This is a genomic window from Bartonella sp. AA168HLJHH (genome assembly GCF_042197365.1).
Classification (GTDB): Bacteria; Pseudomonadota; Alphaproteobacteria; order Rhizobiales; family Rhizobiaceae; genus Bartonella.
The window spans coordinates 31,929-49,586 of sequence record NZ_JBHIRS010000007.1 but is presented as its reverse complement, the minus strand read 5'-3'; the positions used below and the strand labels follow the sequence as shown (position 1 = coordinate 49,586).

Annotated in this window: 20 protein-coding genes and 1 pseudogene; 15 read left to right on the top strand and 6 right to left on the bottom strand. The window is 41.4% G+C overall.

Translation table 11 applies throughout. The features are described from left to right. The first annotated feature begins 98 nt into the window (after positions 1-98). The gene (locus tag ACFINM_RS05855) at positions 99-251 is read left to right on the top strand and encodes a hypothetical protein (RefSeq protein WP_375633358.1); all 153 of its coding nucleotides are present in this window, start codon (positions 99-101) and stop codon (positions 249-251) included. A 29-nt stretch (positions 252-280) separates the two neighbouring features. Here the strand turns inward: ACFINM_RS05855 and ACFINM_RS05850 are convergent, their stop codons facing one another. From ACFINM_RS05850 to ACFINM_RS05840, 3 genes are all read right to left on the bottom strand, one after another. Then, positions 281-457: a hypothetical protein gene (locus ACFINM_RS05850; RefSeq protein ID WP_375636902.1), complete on the bottom strand. Its 177-nt coding sequence runs from the start codon at positions 455-457 to the stop codon at positions 281-283. A 137-nt stretch (positions 458-594) separates the two neighbouring features. Then, positions 595-1,110 carry a short-chain dehydrogenase gene (locus ACFINM_RS05845; protein ID WP_375640884.1) on the bottom strand — a complete coding sequence of 172 codons (516 nt, stop codon included), beginning with the start codon at positions 1,108-1,110 and terminating at the stop codon, positions 595-597. Positions 1,111-1,128: 18 nt separating this feature from the next. After that, positions 1,129-1,692, bottom strand: coding sequence for an NADPH-dependent FMN reductase (locus tag ACFINM_RS05840; protein ID WP_375621749.1), 564 nt, complete (start codon positions 1,690-1,692; stop codon positions 1,129-1,131). Between the two features lie 565 nt (positions 1,693-2,257). Between ACFINM_RS05840 and ACFINM_RS05835 the strand changes: the two genes are divergently transcribed. The 8 genes from ACFINM_RS05835 to ACFINM_RS05800 all read left to right on the top strand — a co-directional run bounded on the left by ACFINM_RS05835 (position 2,258) and on the right by ACFINM_RS05800 (position 7,169). Beyond that, complete coding sequence (locus ACFINM_RS05835) at positions 2,258-2,551, top strand: hypothetical protein (RefSeq protein ID WP_375621750.1); 294 nt, start codon at positions 2,258-2,260, stop codon at positions 2,549-2,551. Positions 2,552-2,675: 124 nt separating this feature from the next. After that, positions 2,676-3,209, top strand: coding sequence for a hypothetical protein (locus tag ACFINM_RS05830; protein WP_375640883.1), 534 nt, complete (start codon positions 2,676-2,678; stop codon positions 3,207-3,209). A 30-nt stretch (positions 3,210-3,239) separates the two neighbouring features. After that, a complete protein-coding gene (locus ACFINM_RS05825) occupies positions 3,240-3,389 on the top strand; it encodes a hypothetical protein (protein ID WP_375621752.1) in 150 nt (49 codons plus the stop codon). Between the two features lie 114 nt (positions 3,390-3,503). Next, positions 3,504-4,040, top strand: coding sequence for a hypothetical protein (locus tag ACFINM_RS05820; protein ID WP_375640882.1), 537 nt, complete (start codon positions 3,504-3,506; stop codon positions 4,038-4,040). 313 nt (positions 4,041-4,353) lie between these two features. Next, positions 4,354-4,920 carry a hypothetical protein gene (locus tag ACFINM_RS05815; RefSeq protein WP_375640881.1) on the top strand — a complete coding sequence of 189 codons (567 nt, stop codon included), beginning with the start codon at positions 4,354-4,356 and terminating at the stop codon, positions 4,918-4,920. Between the two features lie 136 nt (positions 4,921-5,056). Next, positions 5,057-5,263: a hypothetical protein gene (locus ACFINM_RS05810; protein ID WP_375621755.1), complete on the top strand. Its 207-nt coding sequence runs from the start codon at positions 5,057-5,059 to the stop codon at positions 5,261-5,263. Between the two features lie 354 nt (positions 5,264-5,617). Further along, complete coding sequence (locus ACFINM_RS05805; protein WP_375640880.1) at positions 5,618-5,995, top strand: hypothetical protein; 378 nt, start codon at positions 5,618-5,620, stop codon at positions 5,993-5,995. Between the two features lie 10 nt (positions 5,996-6,005). Beyond that, entirely contained in the window at positions 6,006-7,169 is a 1,164-nt protein-coding gene (locus tag ACFINM_RS05800; protein WP_375640879.1) for a DUF6990 domain-containing protein, read from the top strand. Between the two features lie 963 nt (positions 7,170-8,132). On the opposite strand, the gene ACFINM_RS05795 is transcribed toward ACFINM_RS05800, so the two are convergent. Further along, on the bottom strand, positions 8,133-8,456 hold the full coding sequence (locus tag ACFINM_RS05795; RefSeq protein WP_375630071.1) for a hypothetical protein: 324 nt from the start codon (positions 8,454-8,456) through the stop codon (positions 8,133-8,135). A 656-nt stretch (positions 8,457-9,112) separates the two neighbouring features. On the opposite strand from ACFINM_RS05795, the gene ACFINM_RS05790 reads away from it, so the two are divergent. Then, the gene (locus tag ACFINM_RS05790; RefSeq protein ID WP_375640878.1) at positions 9,113-9,247 is read left to right on the top strand and encodes a hypothetical protein; all 135 of its coding nucleotides are present in this window, start codon (positions 9,113-9,115) and stop codon (positions 9,245-9,247) included. A 2,195-nt stretch (positions 9,248-11,442) separates the two neighbouring features. Here the strand turns inward: ACFINM_RS05790 and ACFINM_RS05785 are convergent. Continuing rightward, a complete protein-coding gene (locus ACFINM_RS05785; protein ID WP_375621509.1) occupies positions 11,443-12,012 on the bottom strand; it encodes a hypothetical protein in 570 nt (189 codons plus the stop codon). A 238-nt stretch (positions 12,013-12,250) separates the two neighbouring features. Here ACFINM_RS05785 and ACFINM_RS05780 point away from each other — a divergent pair, with 238 nt between their 5' ends. From ACFINM_RS05780 to ACFINM_RS05760, 5 genes are all read left to right on the top strand, one after another. Continuing rightward, positions 12,251-12,658, top strand: coding sequence for a hypothetical protein (locus ACFINM_RS05780; protein ID WP_375640877.1), 408 nt, complete (start codon positions 12,251-12,253; stop codon positions 12,656-12,658). 15 nt (positions 12,659-12,673) lie between these two features. After that, complete coding sequence (locus ACFINM_RS05775) at positions 12,674-13,324, top strand: hypothetical protein (RefSeq protein WP_375640876.1); 651 nt, start codon at positions 12,674-12,676, stop codon at positions 13,322-13,324. A 394-nt stretch (positions 13,325-13,718) separates the two neighbouring features. Beyond that, entirely contained in the window at positions 13,719-13,868 is a 150-nt protein-coding gene (locus tag ACFINM_RS05770; protein ID WP_375640875.1) for a hypothetical protein, read from the top strand. A 153-nt stretch (positions 13,869-14,021) separates the two neighbouring features. After that, positions 14,022-14,705 (top strand): hypothetical protein, encoded by a 684-nt coding sequence (locus tag ACFINM_RS05765; protein WP_375640874.1) that lies wholly within the window; start codon positions 14,022-14,024, stop codon positions 14,703-14,705. Between the two features lie 162 nt (positions 14,706-14,867). Then, a complete protein-coding gene (locus ACFINM_RS05760; protein ID WP_375640873.1) occupies positions 14,868-15,338 on the top strand; it encodes a hypothetical protein in 471 nt (156 codons plus the stop codon). Here ACFINM_RS05760 and ACFINM_RS05755 read toward each other — a convergent pair. After that, a pseudogene (locus ACFINM_RS05755) lies at positions 15,318-17,573 on the bottom strand (toprim domain-containing protein); the annotation flags it as partial. The gene ACFINM_RS05760 and the pseudogene ACFINM_RS05755 sit on opposite strands and share 21 nt — an antisense overlap. Between the last annotated feature and the right edge of the window lie 85 nt (positions 17,574-17,658).

Genomic DNA, 17,658 nt, shown 5'->3' with positions numbered 1-17,658 from the left:
GGCTTGTATAGGCTTTAATGGGGCAGTTGATCGGAAGTTTGTTGTTTTCTGTGAATTTGCAAAATCGTAAAAACGTGGAACTGTAAAAGCGGGTGTGGTTGGTCAAGAGCCGTGAGAGTTGTGGGGAGGATATGGGGAGAAAAGGTGCCAATGGAGGATGGTTGGATTGTGCAATGTGTCAAAATTGGAATGGGGTAATGGGGAATGGGGGAATGGAGGGCGTTGGGGGAAAAGGGCTGATGTGGCAATGAATAGGCTGGTGATAGGCTTGTAATAGGCTTTAATGGGGCAGTTGATCGGAAGTTTGTTGTTTTCTGTGAATTTGCAAAATCGTAAAAACGTGGAACTGTAATAGGGCGTGTGGTTGGTCAAGAGCCGTGATGGTTGTGAGAGGGGGATAAGCCCGTGTGAGAAGGGTTAGAAAAACGTTTGGTTTTGGAGCTGTTGATATAGGCATGCTGTTTAGAGGCGTAAGGGAGGGGGATTGTTCGTTCTCAAAGCCTATGATGTAGAGAGTATGAGTTATTTAAGAGGGTGTTCGGGTATGGATAGAGATTGAAGGGGCACTGCTTCTTTGCAAAGCAGAGGTATTGATCATAAGTTTTGTTTATTCATATGGTTTTTTATGGCATCCAGTACCTGTTGGCTTATCTCCTTATGGGGCAGCCATCGTAAACCTTTGGGCGTTGTTTTTTGTCCTAATTGAATGGGGATAAAATCAACCTTGTTTTTGCGCGCGCACTCGAGGATCATTTGATCATGCGTGTTGGAACCAAAAATATGAAGAATACATGGCGGTTTAGGCAAAAGAGCCAACTGCTCAATTAATGCGCAAGAAAATGCATAGGCGGGCGAATGAATCCATAATATGCAATATTTTAGATCATGCCATTGCTTCACAGCTTCTAAAAATTGCGCCTTTGATGCCGCACAATCATAATCCAACGACACGCACAACTGTTTGTTGTGCAATGCCTCAAGCTGGACTTTATGGGAAAGAAAGCGTGCAGCAATAATCACTTCTTGCGGCTTTAGTGATTGATACAAAGGAGCAAGCATCCCTGTGCCCCCTACCACTAAATAACGATAGTGCGCATCCTTTTTTTTCATGCCCCCTCCCTTATTACTTTAAATCCCACCTCGTTGCTTTAAAAATGTGTACATTTCATCAGCAAGTCTTTCACAACGGGTTTGTACCTCTTCACTTATAACTTTCCAAGTACGACCTTCATCATCTGAGGAAAAATCTTCGTTGGAAGAGGCAATTTGACATTGGAGTGTATAACCATAAAGCGTGTGCACCACCGGCACTAAATGCTCACACGGTTGTGCGCATTTTTTGGCCGTACTCCCATGAGAGATAAGCCCAACAGGTTTATTTAAAAAGGCATTATAGCTCAAATTATCAAGAGCATTTTTTAAAACACCCGAATAAGATCCTTGATAAACAGGGCTTGCTAGAATAACGCCATCAGCCGCGGCAATGGTTTTGACAAACTCACGGACCGCAGCACTTGGATTAGCCTCTACCTGCTGATGATAATCTGGATCTGTCATCGGCAAGGGCTGTTCACGCAAATCAACCCAATGAAGTGATGCACCCCGCTTTATGAGGCAATCCGCTAAATAATTGGCTAAAGTTCTTGTTAAGGAAGGTTGACGCACAGACCCCAAAATAATTGCTATATTCAACAGGATTCTCCTTTATCTTTTCCCCACAAGCCTATAACGCAAGGCTTATAAAGAATTGTGAGTAAAATGATGCGTATCATTATGCTGTTTATAAAGAGCAATTGTGATGATATCGCATCATCATAGAATCAGTCCATGCTAACAAGATTGTTGACAAAACAACACCTCAAACTTGCAAGGGAATGTTAGTGCTTTCATTAATATTAAAATGCTTGATCTCAAAAGTAGCGGCTGTCTCGTGTTTTAGAAGCGCTTTTATGAATATATTCTAAGCTATTGGCTTGCAAGAACTCTAATGAAAAATGGAAGATATCATCGTATTTTGAATGATCATTGAGCCTTTTTAATTGGAATAAGAAAGTTGTAAGATTTTCTCATTTCAAATGCTCTTATTGCGCGATCATTTGCGCATCAATGGAAGTTGCTTTTTTCATGTCTTAAGTGGGCGGAAAATAATTGAGAAAAGAATAAAAATGCTTCTGTCTTTTCAAGGGATAAGGGCTATCGTAAAAGCCTAGATATGTCTGTTTTTGGGGCAGGAGTGGGGTTGTTGTAGGAGCGGTAATTGGGGGTTGTCCGTGTTGAGGAATGGAGTTATGGCGTGCCCCGTATTACAAGGGAGGGTAAGGCTATTGTAGAGGCCGCAGGGGGCGTATATGAATGGCGCCGGATTACATTTTTTACTGAAACAATAGGGGTGATAGAGTTTATAGTAAGGGGATATATTCATGGGGGCGCTATTGTTATCCCCTTCATGGGGGCTGTTCATGAAATGGGGGTGATACGCGTTGGTTTGCAAGTGTTGAGAGGTGTTTTTTTTAAACAAGCACGTGAATTGGCAAAACTATTGGCAACATAAAATATGCAATACGAGTGTTCTCTGGGGTATTCTGTTTGACGACAATGGACGGAATTTTACTTGAGAGATTGTTCGTGTTCTTATAAAAGTCAAGGACAAACAGTTGTATAAAAAGGAAGAGCAAATGAAGGGGGAAAATTCCACATTTTATAACAAACTGTGCTCTGTTGTTTTTGGAAAATCATTTCGTTCTTATAAAGACCATATTATCATTTGGCTTATTTCTATCCTTATTGGGATAGGTCATAAAGCTCTTTTGATCCCATTAGAATCCAAGTGGTCGTTGAGTGTATCGCAGGATAGCGCTCTTTTGGCGCTCTTTGTGCTGCGTGAAGTTATCATGGTGTGTGTTGTTGCCTTGATACCTGTTTTATTGGTGCTTTATCTCATCTTAACGTATTTGTTGAAAAAAAAGATTCAGCAGTTGGATGAGGCTATCCAGCAACGGGGGCACACAACCGATCAACAAAATAATCCGGTAAAAAAGGATAGAGAAAAAATAAGCTGTTTTTTTATCGTATACTTTTGGTTGATATTTCTGCTAGAAGTCTTTTTTCCTGCGGGTGTTGTCATGCTCATTTTAGAATTTTATTATTTTGTTTTCAAGCGCGTGAGAACGTATTGTAGAGTGAGACGGGCATTAAAACGCGTAAGATAAAGAGAGTGACAAGGCGCTTTTGTAGCTATCGTGAGGGGTAAGAGGCAATGTTTAGAAGCTCTCGTGACACAAGAAGAGGGGATGGTTGGAAAATCATCTGGCAAAGAGGATAAAGAAGCCTATCAGGTTTGTAATGAGGAAGATGCTCTTAATCATTGGGAAGAGCAACCGCGCTTTTAGAAAGTTTGGGGTTTTTATTGAAAATAAGGGAAGCGCCATGCATCGCACTTTTCGTGGTTCTTAAAAGAGCGGGCATGAGATAAAAAAATGCGTTTTTCATAAAAAGGAAGAGCAATGAAGGGGAAAAATTCAGCATTTTATAATGGACTACGCTATTTTTTCGAAAAAAGTGTTTTTTCTGAGAAAGAGCGTGTTGTCATTTGTTTTCTCTCTCTCATTATTGAGCTATGCAACAGGATTTTCTTTCTCTCATCTTTGGGTAGCCAAGAGAACTTGACAGGGTGGCAGGATACACCCCTTTTTTTCTCTCTGTGTGCGTTTTGGCAAGTTATTATAGTGTGTGTTTGGGTCTTGTTTCCAGTTCTGTACATACTCTTCATAACATTGTGGCTTTTGTTGAGAAAAAATACTCAAAAATTGAAAGAAATAAACCAGCAACGGGGTAAAATAACCGATCAAAAGGATCGATATAAAGAAAGTGTGAACTGGAAAATGGACGATATTCTTGTCATGATATTTGTTTTCGTGCTTATGTGCGTGACATTGGTGGTTGCTTGTATTCCCATGATGATTTTAGAACTTTATTATGGTGTCTTTAAGCAGGTGAGAACGTATCGTAAAGTGAGACGGGAATTAAAACGCGTAAGATAAAGAGAGTGACAAGGCGCTTGCCTAGCTATAAAGCGCTTTTGTCGCTATTGTGAGGGGGGAGAGGCAACGTTTAGAAGCTCTCGTGACACAAGAAAGAGGGGATGGTTGGAAAATCATCAGGCAAAGAGGATAAAGAAGCCTATCAGGTTTGTAATGAGGAGGATGCTCTTAATCATTGGGAAGAGCAACCACGCTTTTAGAAAATTGGGGTTTTTTGTTGAAAACAAGGGAAGCGCCATGCATCGCACTTTTCGTGGTTCTTAAAAGAGCGGGCATGAGATAAAAAATGCGTTTTTCATAAAAAGGAAGAGCAATGAAGGGGAAAAATTCAGCATTTTATAATGGACTGCGCCATTTTTTCGAGAAAGATTATTTTTCTGTGCAAGAGTATGTTGTCATTTGGTTCCTCTCGCTCATTATTGAGTTGTGCAACAGGATTTTCTTTCTTCCATCCTTAGGTAGCCAAGAGAACTTGACAGGGTGGCAGGATACACCTCTTTTTCTCTCTCTGTGTGCGTTTTGGCAAGTTATTATAGTGTGTGTTTGGGTCTTGTTTCCAGTTATGTTGATACTCTTCATAACATTGTGGCTTTTGTTGAGAAAAAATACTCAAAAATTGAAAGAAATAAACCAGCAACGGGGTAAAATAACCGATCAAAAGGATCGATATAAAGAAAGTGTGAACTGGAAAATGGACGATATTCTTGTTACAATATTCGGTCTCGTGCTTCTGTTCGTGACACTGTGGGTTGCTTGTATTCCCATGATGATTTTAGAACTTTATTATGGTGTCTTTAAGCAGGTGAGAACGTATCGCTGTTTAAGAAAAGAACTGAAAAACGTCTTGCAAGAACAGGATACAGCGCTTGAGAAGTCATGAGAGGGAAAAAATAATGAAGAAATTATGAGAGATTCAGCCTTTATAGGGATTGCTCTCTATACCATTTTGCCTCTGATATGTTTTGGTGTTTTTTTATGGGTTGTCCGTAAACATTGCTTTAAAGGAGCAGTGTTGGGTGGCATTGAGTGGAAGAAAAGCCGATTATGGATCAGTGTTGATTAAAGGGAATAAGAGCCCGTGGGGTTTAGAGCCTAGAGTGAGTGCTTGGGACTTACTTTATCGTTTGAGGCGTGAGGAAGGAACGGTTTTGCTTGTAGGGGCGCGCGGTATATGGGTTGTTTTCGTATTTTTAGGAGCCTTGTTCATTCAAGCTTTGAAATGAATCCTATTGAAGTGGGGATGCAGGGTCATTTTCTTGAAAATAGGAGAATTTTTAGGAAGAAAAAGCTGAATTGTGACTATTGTTTACAGATTGGTGTGGTTTGAAAATCTTTATTGTTTGCAATGTGAGGAAGGTAAGAGGGTGGCAAGGTAGCAGGAATATTATTATTTTTATTATGACGTAAGCCATAACGGCCTGTGTACTTTTCTTGATTTCGGTGATATTTGGGTTTTGCATCATCATAATGCGTAAATTGGAAAAAAAGATCTAGAAACGAGAAGAAGCAATCTCTGTGTGAGAGCAAATAAGCTCTCTGTCACACGGGTCTTTTCATCAAGAGTGAGAGGGGAATACATGAAGGAGCAAAATTGGACATCAGAGCAAGAAACGCATAAAGGAGCGCATTCTTTTTCGCTCCAGCACGTGTTGCTCTCAGCAAAGGATTATAAAATTATCTTTGCTATTGCGGTTCTCATTATCATGTGGAAAATGGTTCTAGAAATACCAGGTGTATTGAATTGGCAGCTGACAGGGTGGCAATATGTTGTGCATGCCGTTCTCTTTAAAACAACGGACATCATAACGGTTTGTGCACTTTTCTTGATTCCGGTGATGTTACGGCTTCGCACCAAAGTGACGGGTGAGTTGTACAAAAATATTCAGAAACTAGAAGAAGCAATCTCTGTGCGAGAGCACATAAGCTCTCTGTCGCACGGGCTTTGTAAAGACTGAGAGGGGAAAAATGAACAGTGATCCTATAGCCGTATTTCTATTAGATCCCCTGTTTTGGGTGATGATTGTTATTTGCATGATCATTATCATGCTTGTTTTAGCTCTTTATACCTCTGTCTTCAAACGGATGAAAATGAATTTCCAAGTGAAAGGCGAGCTGGAAAGAGTGCTTCAAGAAAATGATCTTGCAACGCAGCAGTTTTGGAAAGATGAAGCCGTGCTGCAGGAGAGGCGTTTGCAACTAAAGGAAAAAGAGTTCTCTGCCGATTATGATGATGATGAAATTCTCACGATAGAAAGTGCAACAGGGCTTTTAAAAAGCTTGGGATGGTCGGTGGAAATCGAGGGAAAGGGAGATTATTTGGCAACCCTCTTTTTACCAGATCGCGAAGTGCAGTTTCTTTATAACGAGAAACGAGTGGAAGAGTTTTCGCCTTTTGATCGCGGACTTTTAATTATGAGCGGTATTTTTGCGGCGGCTTGTCAGACGATTAATCCTCATAATTCTGGGGTTGTGCCAACGGTATTTATGAATTTTGTACCCAATGGATTGGAAATTTTTGAAGAAAAAGTGAGCGCTCAGCTTTTAAAGAAAGCACTCGATAAAACTTTAAAATGGACAATGGAAGATGATTCTTTGCATGAAATGTTTCGCTCTCAATATGGTATTCCCCCTTGGGAAAAAGATTCTTTATCATGGGCAACGGATGGAGACGTAGAGTTCGCACCTTATGCTTTGCTGCATCTTGCTGCTCTTGCCTTGCTGGGCGATGTTGAGACTTTAGCTTCTTATGATGAAAGTTTTACGGCAGGGGACCAGCTTGGCTTTGATGAAACCATTGAAAAAGTCTATTTGGAACGCGCGATGGTGATTGCTCAAGAAGTGAAAAGGGAAGGAAAGTTCAGTTACGATCTACTGGAACGGGTTGCTGAGAAGTGGTCTATAGCCATGGACTATCAGCTTTTTAGAGATAGAAACCTTAATTTGTGTAATCAAAAACGAGATTTTCATAAAAAATTAGTTGAGAAGAAAAAACAAGAATTAAGGGAACAAGGGTTTGAAGGGGTGAGTGATGAACAGTTCGTGTTTGAAGCAGAAGGGGTAAAACATGCTCCTGATATTACTTATATTAAAGATGGTAAAATCGCATTTATGGATATAAAAATTGATTAGTGTTGTACTTTCCTGTTGAAGAAAAGCACTTTTATTTAAAAGCTGTGAAAGCGTCTCAATCATGGCGCTTTCACACCTTTTTTACCAGAGCAAAATAAAGGGCTCGAAAAATCAAGAATAATAGCCAAGATTAAAAAAATAGACTGAAAATGGCTTGATCCTCAAGAATAGGGGAAAAAATCAATTATAAATTCTACTCTCTTCTTTAAGATGGTTTTGTTGTTTTGTTAGAAAATTCTCATAAATTATCGCTTATTCAAGCGCCTTATTTAAGCGGTATGAGGGAAGGTCCATTGACTAAAGGCGCTATGGGGAAGGTCCATTGACTAAAGGCGCTATGGGGAAGGTCCATTGACTAAAGCGCTATGGGGAAGCTCTATTGACTAAAGTGCTATGGGGGGAAGCTAGGGGGTAGAGCCTTTGTCATTTGAGGTGAGAGGAAGGCAAAAAATGGCATTTTTGAGCAGTGTTAAGCTCTTTTGCCTTTGAGGTATTTTTTGTCTTTTTAAGAAGTCCTTGCCAATGAAGCAGCGCTTGTTAAGCTTCAACAGTGTTTCAGTATGGTGATATTAATATAAAAAGTTATGGTGTTTTTGTGTTTTTCAGTCTGCTTCATGGAGATCTGTAAGCCAATCCGATGACAGAGAAGATGCATGGTCATTTTCTTGAAAACAGAAGAATTTTTGGGAAGAACAAGAAGATTGCGGACCCTTATTAACGAAAGCGCTATGGGAGCGAAGCTAGGGAGTTAGAGCCTTTGTCATTTGAGATGTGAGACAAGTAAAAATGGCATTTTTGAAGGCGATGATATTTGGCCAATAAAAATAAAAACACAATAAAAACTAAACTAAAACAAAGGAAAAATTAAACTAAAAAAGGCCCTATTTTATAAAGGGCCTTTTTATTTAAATTTTACAATATATACAAAATGTATATAACCTTACTTTAAGAACTTTTTGTATCTTATATTCTAGTAGCAACAAGTTGTACGAAATATATAATAAGTGATCCTAAAAAACCAGCTAGTGCATTCAATAAATTTTCTGCTTTATCGTATATATCGTCGATTGATGCTTGTTCTGATGCGCTTCTATTACTGACTCTCAGTATATTCAATGTATCCGATGTGTCCCTTACTTGTTTAACAAAATGTAAATTTGTTTTCTCAATAGTATAAGGAGCAACAATAGGAGAGGGTTGTTTATTGACTATACGATCAGATTTTTGAATCGCGAGAGCTAAACCACTTGTAATAGCCCCAGCTATGAAAAAATATCTGATATTCATAGTTTTTCTCCTATATTTATTTCGATAAATAAATATCGATACGTATCATATATAAATTCGATTTAAATAACTATAGTAAAAATACAACAATCACAAAAAAGAATAAACTTTGTCTATATTTTGACAAAATTTACTCTTAATTGCCTTAATGAATTCTTTCAGATTCGATTTTATGAAGGCGTAAAAAAGTTTGAAAGCTCTGTAGGCAAGTGGAATCCCATAAGGTGGGTGATACAATGGTTGCTAGCAAACTTCTTTTTGTGCCTTTGACCAAGGATTCATAAAAATGAGGGTTCATAAAAATGAGATGCGATGAAAATTGAGTAAAACCCTTGAAGGGAAGGATTCACTCTATTGAAGGCGGAGTGCATCTTTTCCATGGATTGGATACTGCCTTTATGAGGGTTTGGCAGTTTCCGTTGAGGGGAAGGATGCACTCTTTTGAGGGCTAGAGTGCATCCTCTTATAGATTGGATACTGCCTTTATGAGGGTTTGGCAGTCTCCGTTGAGGGGAAGGATGCACTCTTTTGAGGGCTAGAGTGCATCCTCTTATAGATTGGATGCCTCCTTTGAGGGTCGGAGGTATCTCTTGAGGGGAAGGATGCACTCTTTTTGAAGGCTAGAGTGCATCCTCTTATAGATTGGATACTGCCTCATGAGGGTTGAGGCGGTCTCCGTTGAGGGGAAGGATGCACTCTTTTTGAAGGCTAGAGTGCATCCTCTTATAGATTGGATACTGCCTTATGAGGGTTTGGCAGTCTCCGTTGAGGGGAAGGATGCACTCTTTTGAAGGCTAGAGTGCATCCTCTTATAGATTGGATACTGCCTTTATGAGGGTTCGGCGGTATCCGTTGAGGGGAAGGATGCACTCTTTTGAGGGCTAGAGTGCGTCCTTTCCATGGATTGAATGCACTCTTTGGAGGCTAAAGTGCATCCATAGGGAAAGGCATATTCCATAAGAAACAGAGATAACAAAAAGATTTGTTTTTATATTTTTATTGATAGGTTGCTGTATTTGCGAGGGCTATTCATTCTTTATTCTCAATATTTAAGATGATTATGTGATAAGGGTTGTTCGTCAATACAATCGTAAAAGACGCTGATGTATTTTTATAAAAATTGAGATATTTTTGTGCCTTTTTCTTGTTTTTTTTGTGTTTACACAAGATATGCACGGCTTTTCAACAGTTTGTTTTTTTAGCTTTGCTAATGGCGATGGCGTTGGCTAAACACTTCAATTGTTTTAACTGCTTCAATACCGCCTTAAAAAACAGTGCTTTATAATATGACAAAATAAGCTGTATAACTTTTGCTTCTTAAGCGATGCTAGAAAAAGGGGAATGTTAGGAGAGATGTTGTCTATATTCTTAGTTTATCTCTTAAGGTAGGAAGATTAACATATTTTCCGGATCTATTTTTATTCGGTTTGACGGTTAAAGAGCAATATCTGAATGGAATCACACTTGTCTCATGTTTTTATCTTCACGCTTTAGATTTTTTCTCATAGGGATTTTGTTTTTAATGGGGGATTTTGTTTTTAATGGGAGTTTACGCGACTCACATAAAACAGAATGTTCTAAATAGAATATACTTGTGTTGCACATTTACCTACTTGTTTAAAAACATTATGTTATCTTATCATCACAATTATATTGGTGATTGGAGATATTGGTAAATCTGATAATGGAGAAATCTCTTGTGAAGTGGATAAGTCCTTCTTTAAAATCTCATAAGGAAAAGCCAGCACATTATCATGCTATTCGCGCCTCATATGATGACAGCCTTTGGCTCTTGAGCGTGTTCATAAGAGGCATTTTGATTCTTTATCTTTGAAATCTTTGAAGTGCGTTATTTCATATGTCTCTCATGTTTGTAATGTGGAAAGACAAGGTGTTGATTGATGCAACATGAAATAAATTTAAAATGAGAGAATCCCTATGATATCTGCGTCTCTTAATTTTATATGGATAACGGGATATGATGATTATAAATCAATATGTTGTCGTGATACATCAACCTGTTGGGGGGCGATAAAGAAAGTTATCCAATAGTTAAGTCATTCTGTTATGCCGTAAAACACGGTCATTTGAGGTTTGGTGATATGAAGCAAGCTTCCTTGGATATGTTTTAAGTGTTTTTTTAAGGGCGTGGTGAATCTTTAAGACAGAGCAAGATTCTGTTGCGCCTTGAGTTTAGCGGAAAAACCTGAATAGAAGCCAAGAGGGAATGGCAAACCAAGAGGGAAGTGTATCCAAGCTGTTTGTAAATCAGATTGAGTTAAGAATCTTTGTTCTTTAAGAATGGAACGCAAGTCAATTTGACAAAAGAATGATCTATTTTGCGGGTAAACCTTATGGAGGAATTATCACAAAGCTCATAAGGAAGTGATTTAAGACAATACAGTCATAAAAAAGTACAGTTATAAAAAAAAAGTCCTCCGTCGCAATCAGAGGACCAAAAAGCAGGAGAATTTTAACATTGACTCGCAGGACGTGTCAAAAAAGAATAAATTCAAAAGGCCGTACTAAATACAAAAAATCATACTTAAAGAACCTACCACATTATACTTAGCAGAGAATTGAAAAAATAGCAATATAAAAAATACTTTTTACAAAAAATTTTGTCATTTTGCATTAAAACGTAATACTTTTTTCAATTGAATATTTGTTTTAAGACTCGATATTAATTAAACTATATTTAAAAATATTATGATACATGCAAGCATCTTGATAATATTCTTCAATCAAAAACGAATTAAGAGCCCCTCATGATTATAGGACTGATATGGGGGAAGGCTTTTTGTTTTTAAGAGTGTGGGGTGTATCTTAAGTATGTGTGGGGGTGAAGTATTGTCCTTTTGGGTGTGGGGGGCAAGGTAATGGAAATAGGGGCGAGAGCTGCTCAATGGTTGAGCCCGTGTGGGGGAGGTTTCTTTAGAGGGGGCGGGGAAGGATGGGAGACCGCTTAAAATGGCGAGGAGGGGGATTATTCAAAATGTTTATGGTTTGCATATCCCCAATGAAATGCGAGCAAGTCTAAACAATCTCGTAAATGATCGGCAAGGGAGTTTTGTTTGCGTTTTGAAGAACTTAATTCTTTTATCGCTTGTCCATGGCCGATAACGCGTTCAAGCAGTGAATAGCCAAGAATACCCAGTTGAACTTTGATTGTTCTTAAATGATTGGAGGCTTCTATTTGACGTTCAATAGGGTGTGTGTACCCTTGGCTACAGGAAACCTTTTCACGGGTGTAGTCAAGGCTCATGTGGAGATCGGCTTGGCTTTGACGCCAGTAAAAATAAAAACGTTCTGCCGCTTTATATTGGGCTTTGCTGAGATGTCCTTTCGCATATAAAAGCGCAATGGGATGGCTTTGTGCATTGGCAATGGCATTGATGGTGCGCGGGTTGCTGGAACTTTCTCGATGATTGGGTTTAAAATAAGGATTACGCGTTTCAACAGGGATTTCTTGCGTCTTTAAATGACCAATGTGCTTTTCTTGATTTTGATGATCAAGCGGGCAGGTTTGCATATTTTTTTTCTGCTTATGGGTCATAGCATCTCCTTAAAAATTTTAATTTTGCTTCTCGTTTTTAAAAAATGTTGCTTGCTCTAGGCAAAAGAGGGGGATGAGAGGAAGACATGTGTTGGAGTGTGCCGTGTGGGTATGCGCTCTTGGGGGTGACTTGGACTGTTGCGCTTGTGTGTGGGAAGCCCCATGGATTTGGTTCTTGAAAAGAGGGGTGTTTTGTCGCATGGTGGATTTTCCTTGAATGACTTGATGGGGGAATGGCATGATGTTGCGCGGGCTTTTGTCTTTGAAGGGATTGGTGTTTAGCTGTATTGTAGCCTATGTCTCTGTGGCTGTTTATGTGGAAATGAAGGCGTTGGGGATGACGTGGGGCGTATTTTTACGAGCTATGGCGTTTTATGGCATTCCCAGTATTTTCCTTATGTTGGGTTATGAAGTAATGCAGCGGCGGGGTATAACGAAGGGTTTGTTCCTCAAGATGGTGTTGTTGAGCTTCATTTTGGCTGCTGTCTCTGATTTTGTTTATAAGCAAGCTAAGCATTTTGGTTTGGCTCAGGTGTGGTTTTCAAACAAGTGGGTGTTTTATGTCCTTTTGGGCTTTGTCCTTGCTCTTATTTATAGAGGGGCAAGGCGTCTTGGGTTTAGGCTTTCATTCTTTGAAAAGGATTGATCTTTTGCTGCATTTTTGGCATGGTCTCTGATTTTTATTGATGAAGGAGCGGGGCGTATGGTGGTTGCGCGGGACATGTTTTTAAAGGGGCTGGCGTTTTGCGGCGTTGTTGGCATGGTCCTTGGTTTTGCTTATGAAGATGCGGGGCGACCGGCTATTACGTGGGAGGTGTTTTGGCAGGGGATGGAGCTTTCTTGCATTGCTGGCGCTGTCCTTTGTTTTATTGTTGTGGGAGCAAATAGTAGGACTGTATCGTGGGGCGTGTTTTTCAAGGCTGTGGTGTTTTGCGCCATTGCTGTAGTGGTTCTTGGCTTTGCTTATAAGGGAGTAAAGCGTTTTGATATATCATGGGAATTTTTAGTGATAGGAGCGGTGTTTGTTGCATTGCTGGCGCTGTCCTTGGTTTTGCTTATGAGGGTGCGGGGTAAATGGATATCGCGTGGGGTGTGGTGCTTCAAGTGGGTGGTGTTTTCTTGCATTATTGGCACTGTCGTTGGGTTGGCACATGTGGGAGTAAAGCATATGGGCTGGAGCACGCATTGGTTCTTGAACAATGGGGGGTTCTTGAACGATGGGGTGTTTGTGAGCAGTGTTGGATTCGTTCCTTTGTTTGTTTTGGAGGGGGTACGGTGTATGCGTGTACTGTTGGGGTGCTTAAAAAAATGAACATTTTTCTTTCCCACGGGCGTGGTCTTTGATGTTCTTTCTGTGAGGGGTATTTGATGTCGAACGATTTGATGTTTTGGCAGTGGTTGGGGTTTTTCTGCTTTGTTGCTCTTGTCTTTGTTTCTATTTATGCGGCAATGAGGTCTTTCGGGGTTACAAGGAAGGCTTTTTTAAGGGTGGGGTGCTTGCATTCTTTGTTGGCGTGACCTCTAAGTTTGTTTATGCGAAAGCTGAGCATTTTGGTTTGGCTCAGGTGTGGTTTTCAAACAAGTGGGTTTTTTACATTCTTTTTGGCGTTGTCTTTGGTCTTATCCTTGGGCTTATTTTTCTAGGGGCAAAACGTCTTGGGTTTAGGCTTTCATTCTTTGAAAAGGATTGATCTTTTGCTGCATTTTTGGCATGGTCTCTGATTTTTATTGATGAAGGAGCGGGGCGTATGGTGGTTGCGCGGGACATGTTTTTGAAGTTAGCGGTGTTTTCCTGCGTTGTTGGATTGGCGTATAACGGAGCCAAGCATATGGGGGCACTGGTTTTTGATCTTTAACAATGGGGTGTTTGTGAGCAGTGTTGGATTCGTTCCTTTGTTTGTTTTGGAAGGGGTACGGTGTGTGCGTGTACTGTTGGGGGGCTTAAAAAAATGAGCATTTTTCTTTTCCACGGGCGTGATCTTTGATGTTCTTTCTGTGAGGGGTATTTGATGTCGAACAATGTGATGTTTTGGCTGTTGTCTTGGTTTTTCTGCTTTTTTGCTCTGGCCTTGGTTTTTATTTATAAGGGAGCAAAGCGTCGCTCTGTTACAGAGTGGATGTTTTGGAGATGGGTGGTGCTTTATGGCGCCCTTGCCACCTACCTTGGTTTTGTTTATGTGGGCGTGGGCAGGCGCGCTGTTGATGGGGAGCTGCTCTTGAAGGGGGCGGTGTTTTCTTGCATTTTTGCAACTGTCCTTGGTTTGGTGCATCTGGGCGTCAAGAGTATGCCTGTGGCGGGGCAAGTGTTCTTAAAGGCGGTCATGTTTTGTTGCATGATGGGCTTTATCCTGTGGTTCGCTGCTGTGGGCGTCAGGGATATGGATAGCATAAGGGCGGTATTCTTAAAGGTTTTGCTCTTGTCTTTATTGTTGAAAGTGCTCTTGGGGTTCTTTATACGCGAGCAAGGTGATACGGTGCTACAGAGGTCGTTGCGTGCTTTGAATTTTGTGCTGTTTTGCTGCATTTTGGCACCAATTCTTTTTTTTACCCGTCTGGGAGCAGAGAATCTAGGGTTGAGCTGGCTTTGGTTCTCGGATGAGAGGGTGTTTTTATTCATTTTTGGATTTACCCTTCCTTTTGTTTGTGAGGGAGCAAGGCGTGCGCGTGTTCTATGGGCTTGGTTCTTAAAGTAGGGTGTGTTTTTTGTCTTATGGGTGTGATCTTTAATGGGCTTGCTGTGAGGGGTATGTGATGTCGAACGATTTGTTTTTTTTGCTGTTGTTGGTATTTTCCTACCTTTTTATTGTTGTCGTTATTAGTACTTATAAGGTTTCCAAGCGCTTCGATATTTCGTGGTGGCGGGCGGCGTTTTATTGTATTTGTGGTGTTTCCCTCTTTTTGAAGGAAGTGCTGTTTTATTGCATTTTAGGAGTCGTCCTTTTTTTAGCTCTTTGGGGGATGGAGAGTATGGACATACCATGGGGACTTCTGTCCTTGATGGGGATCGTGTTTGCTGCACTGTTGGAGTGGTTCTTGATTTTGCATATGAGGGGGCGGCGAGATGGGGTGGTGACGCGTTGTTTGTGGTTATTGAAGGGGGTGGTGTTTTGCGCCGTTGTTGGAGCGACCTTTTTTTGTTTGCGTTTGGGAGCAGAGAATCTAGGGTTGAGCAGGCTTTGGTTCGCGAAGGATTGGGTGTTTTTCATCATTTGTGGATTGATCCTTCCTGTTGTTTCTGTGGGAGCAAGACGTGCGCGTTTGAAAGCGGAGGCGTTTTTAAAGAGAGTGGGGTTTATGGGGCATTACAGATAACGTCGAGGGAATGATTGTTCAAAAGAACAGCGATAGCGATAAGTTTGGGGATCAAACCAAAGCCCTATTTTGCCTTCAAAATCACCAGAACGTTGTTTGGCAATATTCATAATGACACCTGGGCGTTTGGCTAAATCTGCTTTTTCTTGTGCGAGAGAGGCGGCAAAGATTTTATCTTCCAACGGTCGATTGCGCCAAATGGTGATGATGTTAAAGGCATTGGCGCCAATTTCTGAGGCGCCTTTAATGTCTTCTGTGCTGGGGATATCTTTATCCAGACCGCCTTTGCGGGCATGGGCGACAAGGTGGATGTGCACACTGTTTAAAACAGCCCAATCAACCATTTTATAAACGGCTTGTTCTTGTCTTGCATAATCATCAGAGGCAATGCCAAGCCGCATCAAACTGTCGATGATAAATTGATCGCAGCCATAGCGCGCACGACAATAGTCAAAGACTTCAAGCAAGGTGTCAACGCTTGATTTGCCAACATGTTCATAAAGAATAAGCCCTTCGTCTAAAAAATGAAGAATCCGTTCAATCGTCTCTTTTGTAGGCTGTTCTAAGCCGCCCGTTTGTTTGGTTAAACGGCGAAGCGATTGTTCTCCTTTCATTTCTAGAGACGCTAAGCAAAGGCGACTCTTTTGTGCAATCCAATGGGGAATACAATCTGATAATAATTGGCTTTTACCTGCACCACTCGCACCGCTCCAGAGCGTTAATTCTGCTGGGCGGAAATGCAATTTGTCCTTCAGTTTAGGATAGGGAACCGTATAACCAAGATGTTTTTCAGGCTCTGGCCAAAAAAGCCCAATCACTTGATCTTTATAGTCTGAGGCGCGCCGTAAACCTTCTGGTGCAAAGCTTTGTGCTGAGGAAAAGGCGGCTTTTATGGTGGCTTTATCGATCCCTGCGGTTAAACAGTCATTGGCATCTTTAAGGGGTAAACGGACACGGTAGCAACGGTGGCGTCCAAGCCTGCTGGCAATCTCACGGGCTGCTTCTTCTCCGGGCGGATCCATATCGGTGGCTAAAAAAATCGTTTCAAAAGATTCTAAATGATCAAATTCATTTTCAATCCAGTTGTGTTTTCCTCCACTGCCTCCTCCAAAGGGAACAGAAACCGCCGGATATCCATAGGCGGCTAAGGATAGCGCATCAATTTCTCCTTCAGTGATAACAATGGTACGGTTTGTTGAAGAAAGAATGGGAAATGGCGCCTGTTGGGGGGTGTGTGTGGGTGCCTGTTGGTGTGTGTGTGTGGAGGTGGGGTTGATTGAGGTGGTGTTTTGGGGCGCCTGTGTGGAGGCGTGGTTGGTTGAGGCGGTGTTTTGGGGCGCCTGTGTGGAGGTGGGGTTGGTTGAGGCGGTGTTTTGGGGCGCTTGTGTGGAGGGGTGGTTGGTTGAGGTGGTGTTTTGGGGCGCTTGTGTGGAGGCGTGGTTGGTTGAGGTGGTGTTTTGGTGTGTGTGTGTGGAGGTGGGGTTGGTTGAGGCGGTGTTTTGGGGTGCCTGCTGGGGCGCCTGTGTGGAGGGGTGGTTGGAGGGTACCTGCTGAGGTGTGTGTTGGAATGCTTGCTGGGGCGCCTGCGTGGAGGGGTGGTTGGTTGAGGGTACCTGCTGAGGTGTGTGTTGGGGTGCCTGTTGGAGCGCCTGCGTGGAGGTGTGGTTTGTGGGGTAAAGAGCTTGCCAACCAAATAAAATCGGTTCACATTGGGAGGCTGTTGGTTTGGTTTTTGCTCCCGTTTGTGCAAGCCGTTCTTTGACTAAAGCAAGGGTGCCGTCGGGTTTATAAAAGGGGAAAATGATTTTTTTGCCATTTTCTCCTATGCGGTAACGCTTTATAATTTCTAGAGGAATGCGGCGTTCTTCGTGGAGATAGGTTTTTACAAGATTCTGCGGGCTCTGCCCTGTAGGAACCGGTGGACGGCGATAGGAACGATGGGGCGCCATAAAGGGTTTGGGGCGTGTCAGATTGAGAGTCGCGCGTGCTTCTTCTAAGGCTTGAGAAAGGCTAATGCCTTTGACTTCACACCAAAGGTCTAAAAGATCTCCTCCTGTGCTTTCTGCAAAATCATACCAAAGTCCTGCTTTACTACCACTCAAGCAAATCGATAAACTTTGACCAGCTTCACCACGTGTGTTGCCTACAATCCAATTGTTGCCTCGTTTGTGCCCTTGGGGAAGAAGCATTTCTGCTATTTTATCGGCTTGTGAGATAAGTTTTTGTTTGATTTCAAAAATTGTGCTCATGGTCATTCGTGATATTATTTTCGTTTTTCTCAAGATGTGAGAAGTGAGGACTCTGTTTTTGCTGTTCTCACCGTTTGATCTGATC